This window comes from Campylobacter novaezeelandiae (genome assembly GCF_004323845.1).
GTDB classification, from domain to species: Bacteria; Campylobacterota; Campylobacteria; order Campylobacterales; family Campylobacteraceae; genus Campylobacter_D; species Campylobacter_D novaezeelandiae.
In genome coordinates, this window is record NZ_QPGR01000001.1 from 156,516 (window position 1) to 170,678 (window position 14,163).

The following is a 14,163-nucleotide window of genomic DNA, read 5'->3' on the forward strand; positions in this document are numbered from 1 at the left end:
AATTTACTATAATATATCTTTTCAATGAAAATTAGTGGAGAGTAACTTGTTAGAGAATGAAAAAATTATTTCTTATACCTCAAACCCCTACCAAGAATTACTAGCAGTCGCTTCACGAACAAATATAGATGTTAATGAACTTGATTACCACCTTCTCGCATTTTCAACTTGGTATCGCTTTGGAGATGAGGAATGGAAAAAAATTAGCGAAAAAGAATTGAATATTTTTGAGCAAGATGAGTTTTTTTTAAAAAATAATTTACAAGTTAAACAAGAGTATAAAATAGAAATCATTCATAACGCCAACAATAATGTCGCCAATGCTATTAAATTGATTGCAAATAAAAATTTGACCAAACTCATAGCAGAAATTGAACTTCAAAAAATAACCTATCATGAAAAAATAGCACTAGAACTACTTCAAAATATTTATAAAAAAATGATTAAACTTAAATTTTTAATTGGTATTCGCATTTTCGATTTTAAGAAACAACTTATTGAAACTGCTTCCAAAATCAAATCTTCTTCATCTAATTTTACCCAAGTCACCATTGCAAAAGGAATTTCGCCTATGCAAGCTCAAGATGAAGTATTGATTTTTAACTACAAAGAAAAGACTAAAAATTACACTCAAGATGAAAAAAGATCAGGCATTATTACGGTTGATGAAAATGAAGTGATTCTTACTCATATCAAAGCACGAAATGGAAAAGAAGGAAGAGATTTAAATTTGCATTTTTTAAAAGTGCTTGATCCTGTGCAAAATAAATTTAATATTTCTCATACAAATGCCATAGAAGCAAAAGAAAAAGAAGATCGCATAGAATATATAGCGCAAAAAAAAGGATTTGTTATAGAAGATGAGAATAAATATGACATCCAAAATACTTTAGATTTTAGAGAATTAGATTTTAAAAAAATAGGGACTATTAAAGCCGGACTTGATAAAGGAGTGGTTATTAATGTTAAATTCCCATCAGATATTCATGATGCTATTAATTCAGGGATTAAAATAGAATGCCAAGAATTAAATGTCGAAGGAAATATTGCTGCTAATACCTACTTAAATGCAATAAAAATTAACATTAAAGGAATTACACACAGCAAAAGCAAAATCAATGCTGAAGAAGTTTATGTTAAAACACATAGAGGTCATATTGATGCCAAAGAAGTAAACATTGATCTTTTAGAAGGCGGAAAAGTTAAAGCAGAAATTGTAAAAATCAAAAAAAGCTTAGGCGGAATTATAGAAGCTGATAAAATTTACATAGAAGAAGTTCTAACAAATAATGTTTTCACTTTTTATCAAAATATAGTTCTAGAAAAATGTCAAGGAGACAACAATAAATTTAATGCAAAAATAAAAAGTTTGGATAGAAACTATACTGAAGAACTTTTTATAACCAAAAATCAAATTTTACAAGCTGATCAAAAAATCGATCTTCTAAAACGAAGTATTAATTCAAGTCAACAAGAAGTATATGCTTTGAAAAAAAAGGTGCTTGAGCTTAAAAACTCAAATCAAACTATCCCTTTGCAATATGAAAAGATTATCAAAGATTTTGATCTTTATAATCAAGAATTTATAAAATGGCAAAATCAAAAAAATAAATTAGAATACGACAAAAATCAAATTTTGCAAGATTTAGATAATTTACAAAATGAACTTTTAAAAGCAAAACTTATTAATAAAAGTGGAAAATGGAGCAATATGAATGAAATTAAATTCGAATTTTTAAATCCAAGAGAAACATTTTTTTATGCAATTGAAGAACAAGAAGAAACACGAAGTATAGGGATTATAAAAAATTCTATAGATGATAAAGAAACAATTATAGAAATTGATAGAAAACTAGATTATGATGAAAAGGATATACAATGGTTGTTGGCATCGAAGGGATAATTACAAAAAAAGAACCTACTTTTATCATAGTAAAATGTATCAATGGTTTAAGCTATGGCGTATTTATTTCATTATTTTGTTCGGCAAAAGTTGAACTTGGACAAAAATACGAATTTTTAATCACTCAGATTATCAAAGAAGATTCTAATAAATTCTATGGTTTTTTAGACAAAGAAGAACAAAAAATTTTTGAAATGCTTTTAAAAGTAAATGGCATTGGTGCTAATACAGCAATGACCATATGTTCAAGCCTTGATGTAAATTCATTTTATAAAGCTTTAAGCCTTAATGATGAAAATGTTTTTAAAAAAGTACCAGGAATAGGACCAAAAAGCGCCAAACGTATACTTATAGAACTTAGTGATGCTAAAACTCATCTAGAACAAATTAGTGATGATAAGTCGCAAGCTTTAGCTGCTTTAATTTCTCTTGGTTTTAAACAAGAAAAAATCATTAAAGTTTTATCAAATTGCACATCAAATAATACAAGTGACTTAATTAAAGAAGCGCTTAAAAAATTAAGCTGAAGGAGAAAATAATGAATTACGCTATCATTTTTGGTGGAAATTCTTATGAACATGAAATTAGTATTGTCAGTGCGGTGGTTTTAAAAAAAATCTTAAAAGAAGTCATTTTTATATTTTGCGATTCAGAAAGAAATTTCTATCTTATTCCAAGTGAAAAAATGAATTCTAAAACCTTTTGCAAGGCTTTATATAAAAAAGAAAAACAAATTTTTCTCAAAAATGCAGGTTTTTATCAAAAAAATCTATTTAATGAAAAAAAAATAGAATTTGACTGTGCTATCAATCTTATACATGGAAAAGATGGAGAAGATGGAAAAATAGCAGCTCTATTTGATTTTTATAAAATTAATTATATAGGTGCAAGATTAGAAGCTAGTGTTTTATCATACAACAAAGAATTAACTAAACTTTATGCACAAAAAGTTGGAGTTAAAACTCTGCCTTATTTTATGATTAAAAAATATGATAATCAAAAACAAGATATTGAATTTCCTGTCATTTTAAAACCAGCAAGACTTGGAAGTAGCATAGGAATAAGTGTTGCAAAAAATGAAAAAGAATTTGAGTATGCTAAAGATGTAGCTTTTGAATTTGATGATGAAATTTTAGTAGAAAGTTTTAAAAACAATATCAAAGAATACAACCTAGCAGGTTGCATGATAGATGATGAGTTTATTTTTTCTATCATAGAAGAACCAAACAAGCAAGAATACTTAGATTTTAAACAAAAATACCTTAGCTTCTCTTCTCATACAACAATTAAAGAAGCACCATTAGAAGAAAAGCTTAAAGAAAAGCTTAAAGAAAATTTTAAGAAAATTTATAATCCTCTTTTCAAAGGAGCGTTAATTCGTTGTGATTTTTTTATTATTAATGATGAAGTTTACCTCAACGAAATAAATCCAAATCCAGGATCTTTAGCTAATTATCTTTTTAGCAATTTTACAGAAGTTTTGCAAAAATTAGCACAAAATTGCAAAAATGAAAAATCACTTCAAATTGAATATAAATTTTTAAATTCCATCAACGGACAAAAAGGTAAATTATAATTTTTAAGACAAAATATGTTAAATTTTACGTAAAATTTAACATATTTTAGGAATACATATGCTTTCTTTTAAAAAAGATGAAATTTATACTGCTACAGAAGTTGTAAGAAATTTCAGCCCCATTATAGACAAACTAAAAAAAAGCAAATCAGGAAAAATAGTCATTTTAAAAAATAATAAATTTGAAGCAGTTATGCTTAATATCGAAGAATATGAACGTTTGCAAAATGCTTTAGAACTTTTAGAAAAAATCTATACAGACCAAAAGGCTTAAAAATGGCATTAACTAGCATAACATTTAAAGAGAAAAAATACGAGCTCTCTTACGAACTTATTAATCAAGATAAAAAACTTAAGATTTTAATTCTTCATGGTTGGGGGGCCAATAAAGAACTTATGAAACAAGCTTTTGAAAAAAAACTAGATTCTTTTTGTCAAATTTATTTAGATTTACCTGGTTTTGGAAAATCTAGCATAGAAGAGGCTCTAAATTCTTACGATTATGCTTTAATTATCAAAGAATTTCTAATCCAAAAAAAACTAGATATTGATATTTTTTTAGGGCACTCTTTTGGAGGAAAATTAAGCACCCTGCTTTGTCAAGAAAATCAAATATTAATACTACTCTCAAGCGCTGGAATAGTTCCTAAAAAATCCCTAAAAATAAAAACAAAAATCTATATTTTTAAATTTTTTAAATCTTTAGGTTTAAATTCTTTTTATAAATTTTTTGCTAGTAAAGATGTAGCTCATATGGATAGTTTGATGTATGAAACTTTTAAAAAAGTTGTAGATGAAAATTATGAAGCCATTTTTAAAAATCAAAAAGCTAAAACATTGATTTTTTGGGGCAATGATGATAAAGACACTCCTTTAAAAAGTGGAGAACTTATCCACTCTCTCATAAAAAATAGCAAATTTTACCCTTTAGATGGAGATCATTTTTTCTTTTTACAACACTCTGATTTTATTGCTAAAAAAATAAAAGGGATTAACAATGCTTAATATAATTTACTATCTTAATACTTTAATTTTTAATTTTTGCATTGCTTTTTATCTTATTAGTGCTTTACAATGGTATTCTTATAAATTAAAACGCATTGTATTTCATTATCATAAGCCTTTATGGCATTTATATTTTTTGTTTTTGCCTTATTTTTTATTTTTAGCTTTTCCGCTTTATTCTTTATTTTATTTCATAGTTCATATTATTATCCTATATTTTTGGAATAAAAAAATAGACAAAAAACTTGTTTTTACTCAAAAAGTTAAAATATTTTTTATCCTTGTATTTATTTTTAATGCTTTATTTGCTTTACTATCTTTTCATCTATCATTTTTATTCAATCTTTTAAGCTTGCCTTGTGCCCTAATTGGCTTAAAAATTTATGATTTTTTCGGGGTAAAATATTTTTATTCTCAAGCAAAGAAAAAAATTGAAAACAATAAAAAACTTACCATAATACTTATTACAGCAAGTTTTGGAAAAACAAGTATTAAAAATTTTCTTTATACTTTATTAAAAGATGATTTTAAAGTATACAAAACCCCAAAAAGTGTCAATACTTTTATGGGTATAATACGCGATATTAATGAAAATCTTAATGAAACATTTGATATTTATATAGCAGAAGCAGGCGCTAGAAATCAAGGAGATATACAAGAAATTACCAAACTTTTAGAGCCACAAATTTGCATTATAGGAGAAATTGGAAATGCTCATTTAGAATATTTTAAAAATATAGAAAACACAAGAAAAACAAAACTAGAAGCTTTAAATTCTAAAAAACTTAAAAAAGCATTTTTACACACAAGCACTCAAAAAAGCGAAAATGAACTTATAAGCCTTTATGATCAAAAAATTTTAAAAGTCGATGCCTCTTTAGAAGGAATAAATTTTGATCTTTTATTAAATAATGAAAAACACTCTTTTAAAAGTATTATACTAGGCTCTTTTAATGCTCAAAATCTTTGCGCTTGCATACTTTGTGCTAATTTTTTAGGACTTAGCCTAGAAAAAATTAAGACACAAATTCTTAAAATAAAACCAGTTAAACATCGCTTGGAAGTACTCTCAAAAAAGCCTAAATTTATTATAGATGATGGATTTAATGGAAATTTTAAAGGAATGAGCGAAAGTTATAGACTTTGCAAGACATATAAAGGTCGTAAAATTTTAATAACACCTGGTATTATTGAAGTAGATAAAGAAGAAAATATAAAACTTGCAAAAATAATTAATGAATGTTTTGATTTAGTTATAATTAGTGCTAAAATAAATCAAGAAATTTTCAAAGATACGCTTACAATTCCAAGTATTTTTTTAAAAGAAAAATCAGAACTTATTGGAATTTTAGCTAAAGAAACAAAAGATAAAGACTTAATACTTTTTTCCAATGATGCGCCAAGTTATTTATAAGGATAAATATGGAAATTTTTTATAAAAATATCAATACTCTTAATAACCCCACTTTAAAAGAGAAACTCCTTAAGCTTAAAGAAGATGCTCATTTTAAAAATGAATTTTATATTTCACAAGGAAAGGATAATTTAGATATTAATCTTTATAATACAACGGGGGGGGGTATATATAAAAATCCTTTAGAAGAATTAAAAGAAAAATTAGAACTTTATAATCATAAATATTATCTATACCCTGTGCTTTATTTTTATGGCTTTGGAAATGGAATTTTATACAAAATTCTTTTACAAAATAAAAATCATCAAAAAATTGTTATTTTTGAACCTAATATCTCCCTACTCTTTGCTTTATTTAATGCTATCGATTTTTCTAAAGAGCTTTCTGGTTTAACCATACTCGATCCTTGCGAAAAAAATTTTTTTTATGATCTTTCACTCCTTAGTCAAACAGAGCCTTATTTTAAATTTCTAAGAGTATATTTTTTAGACATTCATTCTGAATTTTATGAACAAAATTATCAAGAAAATATTTTAAAAATAAACAAAAAATTTACAGGATTAATTAAAGATATATTTATGAAACAAGGAAATGATCCAGAAGATGGCTTAATTGGAATCAAACACAATCTCAAACATCTTTCTTCTATGCTTAGTAATTCCTCTTTATTAGATCTTATAAAAGCAAGAAAAGATAAAATGCAAAACGCCATTATAGTTTCAACAGGCCCTTCTCTCATAAAACAACTACCTTTGCTTAAAAAATATGCTTCTAAAGCTTCTATTTTTTGTGCTGATAGTTCTTATACAATTTTAGCAAAGCATGGTATTAAACCAGATTATGTTCTATCCACAGAAAGAGTTCTTGCAACTTCTAAATTTTTTGATAATGATTTTAAAGAATTTGATCAAGGAATTTTATTTATATTAAGCACACTTACTCATCCACAAACTCTAAATTTTATCCAAAGCAATCCTTATAGAAAATATATTTTAACTCCAAAAGATATGTTTTTTAACAATTTTCAATTTAAACAAATTTTAAGTCTTGGGCAAGGACATAGTGTTGCACATATGTGTTATGATTTAGCTTTGATGTTAAATCATAAAAATATTATTTTAATAGGACAGGATTTAGCTTATAGTAAAGAAGGAAATTCTCATCCTAAAGAGTATTTATATGGAGCTTATGATGAACAAGATCCTAACGATATAAAATTTGAACTTCAAACCACAGCTTATGGTGGAAAAGGTTTAGTCTATACACAAGAAATTTGGAATGTCTTTAGGATAACTTTTGAGAAAAATATAGCTAAAAATTTTCATATTAAAGTATATAACTGCACCGAAGGAGGTGCTAGGATAGAAGGAAGTATAGAACAAAGTTTTAAAACCACTTGCGAGAATTTATTAAAGGATACAAAAAATTTTAAAGAAATACCAACACCTAGTACAGCAAAACAAAATGAATACTTGCTAAAAGCTTACGTTAAGATAAAAGAACTTTTAAAACAATGTAATACTTTCACAGACTATCTAAACAAAGAACTAAAATTGCTTAATAATGATTTTTTAAATCTTAAATTAGAACATGATGAAAACTTATATCAAAAACTTATTCAAAATATCGATGAAGTTAAGCTAAAAATAGATGAGATTAGAAATAATCACTCTAGCATATACATGGCTTTTTACTCCACTATCAATCAATTTGAATTTAATCTAGCAAAAATCTTTGTATTTAATCCAATCAACAAAGAAGAAGTTTTAGCTAAAAAAAATCTATGGATAGAAGATCATTTGTATTTATTTACTCTTATACATTCTCAAATGGAAATTTTGAAAAATTTATTAGAACAAAGCATCAATGACTTAAAAAATGAGTTTACAATAAGAAATCTAGAAAAAAGAATCTTAAAAATTTAATTAAAGATTAAACCTTTTTTGGTTTAATCTTTTTAATTAAAATGGCCAAATAGCTTCTATAACTTTACTTCCCCAAGGTTTTCTTGTACTTCTATCTACTTCGCCTTCGGTTTTATAAAGAATTTTAGCATCAGCTATATAGCGACTGTCTATGGTATTATCTTGACCTATATCATAAGGACGTATAACTCCGCTAAGTTGTATAATTTGCTTTTCTCCATTTATCAATAATTCTCTTGAACCTTCTATAAAATAATTACCATTAGATAAAATTTTAATCACCCTTGTCGAAATAGTTGTATTAAAGCTCTCATTACGACTTTGCGATCCTGTTCCTTGGTAATTAGCCGTGCTATTGGTTTGAAAACCTATATTAGAGTAAGCATTAACTTTATTAATCGCATTACCAACAATACCAGTTCCACCTGTTAAAGTCCCTCCACCTAAATTTGCCGTATTGGTTCTACTAGTTGATTTATTAGCTTGTGTACTTTGCGTTGTGCTTTCTTGTATCACAACAGTTACAAGATCATTAACATTCATAGCTTTTTTATCAGAAAACAAAGGATTATCACCCTTGCCAAATAAAGAACCTGGAGCACTTTCTATATTGTTACTTTGTTTTGGGGCTAATTCTTCAACATATGCTGGCGGTTTCATAGAAATTTGTGGGTCTACAGTAGCACTACAGCCAAAAAATACAATTGGCAACATATAAATTATTTTCTTTTTCATTATCTGTCCTTTGAATATGAAATTTTCCAAATCAATTTTGATAAAACATTTCTTTCTGCAAAATAAAAGCAAATAAAGTTCCAAAAATAAAAATATTTTTATCGTTTAAATTAACTATTAAGTTAACATTTGTTAAATTAAGACTATTGATTTTAAAAATATAGGAGAAGAAAGATGATTGGAATTTACATCATTGGATCAAAAAATAAAGAATTAAATTCTAAAATTTTTTCACAAATTTTAGAAAAATACTCTAATAAAAAAATAGGAATTTTTTATCCTATTATCAATGAAAACGAAATTAAAGATACACAAGCCTTAATGCAAAAATTTAACATACAACAAGATCTTGATCAAGCTTATGCTTTTGAATTAACAAAAGCTATAGAACAATTTAAAAATGATGAATTTATCTTTTTTAATACTATTTTAGACAAATATGAAACATTAAAAAATAAATATGATATAGTTTTCATAATATCTTTTAATGAATTTGATATTTTGGATACTTTAGACTTAAATGTAAATTTAGCTAAAAATCTTAATACTCCTATTGCAATGATTACGCAAAATAATATACTTGCAAAAAAATATTTAGATCAAGTATTGAAAAATAAAAATTATGCGCTCATAGATGAAAATTCTACTTTAAATGAACTTGATTCTTTAAAGGCTTATGATTTCTTAACTCCTTATCGTTTCAAATATGAACTTATCAAAAAAAATATCAAAAATAAAAAAACTGTAGTGTTACCAGAAAGTGATGATCAAAGAATTTTACAAGCATGTGAAATTTTAATTAAAAATGACTTAGCTAATATTATTTTATTAGGCGATGAAGAACAAATCAAAAAAAATGCTAATTTTGATGTTAGTAAAATTCAAATCCTAAATCCTAAAAATTCTATATTTAATGAAGAGTTTGCTACTATGCTTTATGAAGCAAGAAAAGCTAAAGGTATGAGTCTAGAACAAGCTAAAGAACTAATAAAAGATAGAACTTATTTTGGCACCTTACTTGTTCATAGTCAAAAAGCTGATGCAATGGTAAGCGGGGCTTCTACAACTACAGCTGAAACCATACGCCCTGCTTTGCAAATCATTAAAACAAAAGAAGGAATTAGTTCGGTTTCTGGGATATTTTTTATGGGGCTAAAAGATGAAGTTTTAGCTTTTGCTGATTGCGCCGTAAATCCAAATCCTACCCCTCAAGAATTAGCACAAAGTGCTTACGTCAGTGCTTTAAGCGCTAAAGCATTTGGACTAGATCCAAAGATCGCTTTTCTTTCTTATTCTAGTGGAGATAGCGGAAAAGGTGTGAGTGTTGATTTAGTTAAAGAAGCGGTAAAAATCGCTAAAGAACAATATCCTGATTTAGCTATCGAAGGTCCTATACAATTTGATGCAGCATATGATCTTAGCACAGCAAAAAGTAAGATGCCTCATTCAAAAATAGCAGGATATGCTAATGTTTTCATCTTTCCTGATTTAAATGCTGCTAATATATGCTACAAAGCTGTTCAAAGAACTGCCAATGCTTTAGCTATAGGTCCGCTTTTGCAAGGTCTTAAAAAACCAGTTAATGATTTAAGCAGAGGTTGCTTAGTTGATGATATTGTAGACACAGTAATTTTAAGTGCAGTTCAAGCACAATAATAAATAAAGGAGAAAAAATGAAAATTCTAGTTTTAAATTCAGGTTCATCTTCTATCAAATTTAAACTTTTTGATAATGAAGTTGTAAAAGCGAGTGGATTAATAGAAAAAATAGGAGAAAATGGCTCAAGGGTTGAATTAAAAAATACTTTAACAGGCGAAGAGTTCGAAAAAAAGGTTGATATTAAAAATCATGAAGAAGGTTTAAAAATTACAAATGAACTTTTCAAAGAATCAGGAATTTTAACCGATCTTAGTGAGCTTGATGGTTGTGGTCATAGAATCGTTCATGGAGGAAAAGAACTTAGCGAACATTGTTTGATTGATGATAAAGTTTTAGAACAAATTGATAAAGTTAGCATTTTTGCACCTTTGCATAATCCTGCAAATTTAGCAGGAATCAAAACAATGATAAAAGCTGCTCCAAATGTTAAAAATGTAGCTGTTTTTGATACAGCTTTTCACTCACAAATGCCAGAATTTGCTTCAATGTATGCTTTGCCTTATGAGTATTATGAAAAATATAATATTAAAAAATATGGCTTTCACGGAACTTCTCATGCTTATGTAAGCAAAAAAGCTGCTTCGTTTTTAAATAAAGATTACAATAGTTTCAATGCTATAAGTGCTCATCTTGGAAATGGTGCAAGTGTTTGTGCTATAGAAAATGGAAAAAGTGTAGATACTTCAATGGGTTTTACTCCTTTAGAAGGTCTTATCATGGGAACAAGATGCGGGGATATTGATGCAGCTATTTTACCTTTTATAGCACAAACACAAAATCTTAGCATGCAAGAAATCGATACTTTAGTTAATAAAAAAAGCGGAGTTTATGGAATTTGTGGTTTTAACGACTTTAGAGATATAGAAAACCAAATCGAAAAAGGTGACAAAAGAGCCGAACTCGCTCTTAATATGTTTTGCTACCGTCTTATTAAATACATAGGCTCTTATTTGGCAATATTACCAAGAACAGATGCTTTAATTTTCACAGGTGGTATTGGAGAAAATGGAAATTTAGTAAGAAAACTTGTATGTGAAAAGCTTTCGCATTTAGGATTTGAACTTGATGAAAAACTAAATGATGAAAGATCAAAAAAAGAAAGAGACATTAGCAAAAATTCTTCTAAAATTAAAATTCTTGTTATCCCTACAGATGAAGAACTAGAAATAACAAAAATTACTCAAAAACTTATAACTAAGTAAAACCTTTAGGGTTTTGCTTAGTCAATAAATCTTTTACTAAGCTCACTAAAATATTCTATACGTCTATCTCTTAAAAAAGGCCACCATCGACGCACATTTTCACTTCTTTTTTGATCAATGTCTACAACTTTATACAATTCGCTTATTTCATCAGCTCTAAAGAGCTCTTCTCCTTGAGGCCCTATCACAAAAGAATTTCCCCAAAAATTTATACCCTCTTCTACTCCACTTTTATCTTTTTCAAAACCTACGCGATTAATTGCTACTACATACAAACCATTTGCAATAGCATGCCCTTTTTGAATACCTATCCAAGCATCAAGTTGTCTTTGTTTTTCTTCTGCATCATCTTTGTTAAACCAACCTATTGCCGTTGGATATATAAGAATTTGAGCTCCTTTTAAAGCCATTAATCTTGCTGCTTCTGGATACCATTGATCCCAACAAATCAATACTCCTAATTTTCCAATACTTGTATTTATAGGTTCAAATCCTAGATCTCCTGGAGTAAAATAAAACTTTTCATAAAAACAAGGATCATCTGGAATATGCATTTTTCTATACTTTCCAGCTATACTTCCATTTTTTTCAAAAACCACAGCTGTATTATGATAAAGTCCAGCACTGCGTTTTTCAAATAAAGAAGTTATTAAAACTATATTATTTTCTTTAGCTACCTTGGACCAAAATTCAAGATCTTTTTCATAATCATTGGCTAAATCAAAAAAATCAACATTTTCACTTTGGCAAAAATATTCACCTTGATGAAGCTCACAAAGACAAACAAGCTGAGCTCCTTCTTTAGCGCTTTTTTTTATAAGATCACAAGTTTTTTCTATGGTAGCTTGTTTATTTTGATGAAATTTTTGTTGTATTAAAGCTATTTTCATTTGTTTCCTCCTGTTCTTGATCATCATAAGGATCAAGATGAATTTGAATATCCCATTTTTCATCATTAAAAGTTTTTCTAATACTCATTTCAAGTTCATCTGAAATTTTATGCGCATTATATAAAGAAATTATAGGACAAAAAACTAGATGAACACTAAGATAATTCATATTTGGACTTTTACGGGTTTTTAAATGATGAAAACTTATAATTTCTTTATTCTTTTTAATTAATTCTCGGATCTTTTCAACTTTATTTTCTTCAAGTGCTACATCCATTAATAAACTTGTGCTCTTTTTTATAATTTTAAAGGCGCTAAAAGCTATATAAAAACTTGCAATTATACCAAACAAAGCATCTATAATAAAATAACCCGTTAAATAAATTAAAATAAGCGCCAAAAGTGTTGCAAAATTAGTTAACAAATCACTTTTATAATGCAAACAATCACTCTCTACAATCAAACTTTTCGTTTTTTTAGCTACATAACTTAAAAAAACAACTAAACAAAAAGTTAAAACCAAAGAAAAGAGCATAACAAAAATACCGATATTAATATTTTGTATCTCTTCTTGATAATAAATTTTTAAAACGCTTTGATAAAAAATAAAAATACCAATTCCAGCTACAAAACAGCCTTCAATAAAACCCATAATAGCTTCGAGTTTTCCGTAACCAAAATTATAATTTTCATTTGGTTTTTGAGCCACTTTACGTATAGCCAGAAAATTAAAAGCTGAGATAATAAAATCTACCATAGAGTCAATAGCACTAGAAAGAATGGCTATAGAACCACTCATTAAACCAATAATCAATTTACATAGGGCAAGAAAAAAAGCACAAAAACTTGCAATAATAGTTGCTTTTTTTTGTAAACTCATTTTAAATTCTTAAAATAATTTTGACAAGAACAATGCAAAGAGCCATTTTGTCTTAAAAATACCCTTGCATCAACTCCTATAATCTCTCTATTAGGCAATGCCTTGCTTAATCTTTTGGCAACAATTTCATCATTTTTATCTTTATAAAAAGGCACAATCAAGGCATTATTAATAAAAACAAAATTTGCATAAGTAGCACCAAGTCTTCTTCCATCATAAAACAAAGGCTTAGGCAAAGGAAGTTCCAAAAGGTTAAATTCCGTTCTTAAAAGTTCTTCTTTCATTTTTTTTAATGGTTGGTAATGGATATCTTTTTCATCTTCACAAGTGCAAAAAGCTATAGTTTTCTCATCAATAAAACGTGCTAAAGTATCAATATGGTGATCCGTATCATCACCTTGTATAAATCCATTTTCAAGCCATATAATTTTTTCAAGGCCAAAAATATTTTTTAATTTTTCATCCAATTTTTGTTTATCAAGATGAGAATTTCTATTTGAATTTAAAAGACAATTTGAAGTAGTAAGCATTACACCTTTACCATTAAAATCTATACTACCACCTTCTAAAATCAAATCAATTTTTTCTAATTTTTCTTTAAATTTTTCTAAAAAAAGTTTAGTATTTACTTGATTGTCTAAATAACTTTGAAATTTATTGCCCCATGCATTAAAAGTAAAATCAAAAGCCTTTAATTGATTATTTTCAACAACTCCAATAGGCCCATAATCTCTTATCCATGTATCATTAGTATCACAAATAAAAAATTCAACATTATCAAGAGATAAAAATGGGGTAAAATCTTCCTTAGAAGGAGCAATTAATAATACCTTTTGAAAAGGAATAACTGCTTTTATAAATTCTTCATAAGCTTTAAGGATATCGTCTAAATAAGGTTTCCAGTCTGTATTTTTATGAGGAAGTGCAAGAATTAGATACTCTTGCTCACTCCATTCAGCAATTGTTTTTATCAT

Annotated in this window: 13 protein-coding genes; 9 read left to right on the top strand and 4 right to left on the bottom strand. The window is 27.2% G+C overall.

Annotation, left to right across the window (positions count from 1 at the left end; all coding sequences use genetic code 11):
* Positions 1-34 precede the first annotated feature (34 nt).
* From DU473_RS00750 to DU473_RS00785, 7 genes are read left to right on the top strand one after another with little or no spacing between them, the layout of a single operon-like run.
* The gene (locus DU473_RS00750; protein ID WP_438830687.1) at positions 35-1,903 is read left to right on the top strand and encodes a flagellar assembly protein A; all 1,869 of its coding nucleotides are present in this window, start codon (positions 35-37) and stop codon (positions 1,901-1,903) included.
* Complete coding sequence (ruvA, locus tag DU473_RS00755) at positions 1,879-2,430, top strand: Holliday junction branch migration protein RuvA (protein WP_131163392.1); 552 nt, start codon at positions 1,879-1,881, stop codon at positions 2,428-2,430. Before DU473_RS00750 ends, ruvA begins: the two co-directional genes overlap by 25 nt.
* Before the next feature lie 11 nt (positions 2,431-2,441).
* A complete protein-coding gene (locus DU473_RS00760) occupies positions 2,442-3,479 on the top strand; it encodes a D-alanine--D-alanine ligase (protein ID WP_131163393.1) in 1,038 nt (345 codons plus the stop codon).
* A 58-nt stretch (positions 3,480-3,537) separates the two neighbouring features.
* Entirely contained in the window at positions 3,538-3,753 is a 216-nt protein-coding gene (locus DU473_RS00765) for a type II toxin-antitoxin system Phd/YefM family antitoxin (protein ID WP_131163394.1), read from the top strand.
* Between the two features lie 2 nt (positions 3,754-3,755).
* A complete protein-coding gene (gene estV / locus DU473_RS00770; protein ID WP_131166136.1) occupies positions 3,756-4,484 on the top strand; it encodes an EstV family lipase in 729 nt (242 codons plus the stop codon).
* The gene (locus DU473_RS00775) at positions 4,477-5,898 is read left to right on the top strand and encodes a Mur ligase family protein (RefSeq protein WP_131166137.1); all 1,422 of its coding nucleotides are present in this window, start codon (positions 4,477-4,479) and stop codon (positions 5,896-5,898) included. The genes estV and DU473_RS00775 overlap by 8 nt, the downstream gene beginning before the upstream one ends.
* 8 nt (positions 5,899-5,906) lie before the next feature.
* Complete coding sequence (locus DU473_RS00785) at positions 5,907-7,823, top strand: motility associated factor glycosyltransferase family protein (protein ID WP_187347513.1); 1,917 nt, start codon at positions 5,907-5,909, stop codon at positions 7,821-7,823.
* Positions 7,824-7,859: 36 nt separating this feature from the next.
* On the opposite strand, the gene flgH is transcribed toward DU473_RS00785, so the two are convergent.
* A complete protein-coding gene (gene flgH / locus DU473_RS00790) occupies positions 7,860-8,558 on the bottom strand; it encodes a flagellar basal body L-ring protein FlgH (RefSeq protein WP_131186367.1) in 699 nt (232 codons plus the stop codon).
* Positions 8,559-8,732: 174 nt separating this feature from the next.
* Here flgH and pta point away from each other — a divergent pair, with 174 nt between their 5' ends.
* Positions 8,733-10,214: a phosphate acetyltransferase gene (gene pta, locus DU473_RS00795; RefSeq protein ID WP_131186368.1), complete on the top strand. Its 1,482-nt coding sequence runs from the start codon at positions 8,733-8,735 to the stop codon at positions 10,212-10,214.
* A gap of 17 nt (positions 10,215-10,231) precedes the next feature.
* Positions 10,232-11,419: an acetate kinase gene (locus DU473_RS00800; protein WP_131163400.1), complete on the top strand. Its 1,188-nt coding sequence runs from the start codon at positions 10,232-10,234 to the stop codon at positions 11,417-11,419.
* Positions 11,420-11,436: 17 nt separating this feature from the next.
* Here the strand turns inward: DU473_RS00800 and DU473_RS00805 are convergent, their stop codons facing one another.
* Genes DU473_RS00805 through DU473_RS00815 form a run of 3 tightly spaced genes read right to left on the bottom strand, consistent with a single transcriptional unit; the run spans position 11,437 to position 14,163 of the window.
* Positions 11,437-12,309: an N-carbamoylputrescine amidohydrolase gene (locus tag DU473_RS00805; protein WP_131186369.1), complete on the bottom strand. Its 873-nt coding sequence runs from the start codon at positions 12,307-12,309 to the stop codon at positions 11,437-11,439.
* Positions 12,269-13,189 (bottom strand): cation diffusion facilitator family transporter, encoded by a 921-nt coding sequence (locus tag DU473_RS00810; RefSeq protein ID WP_131163402.1) that lies wholly within the window; start codon positions 13,187-13,189, stop codon positions 12,269-12,271. The genes DU473_RS00805 and DU473_RS00810 overlap by 41 nt, the downstream gene beginning before the upstream one ends.
* The gene (locus tag DU473_RS00815) at positions 13,186-14,163 is read right to left on the bottom strand and encodes an agmatine deiminase family protein (protein WP_131163403.1); all 978 of its coding nucleotides are present in this window, start codon (positions 14,161-14,163) and stop codon (positions 13,186-13,188) included. The genes DU473_RS00810 and DU473_RS00815 overlap by 4 nt, the downstream gene beginning before the upstream one ends.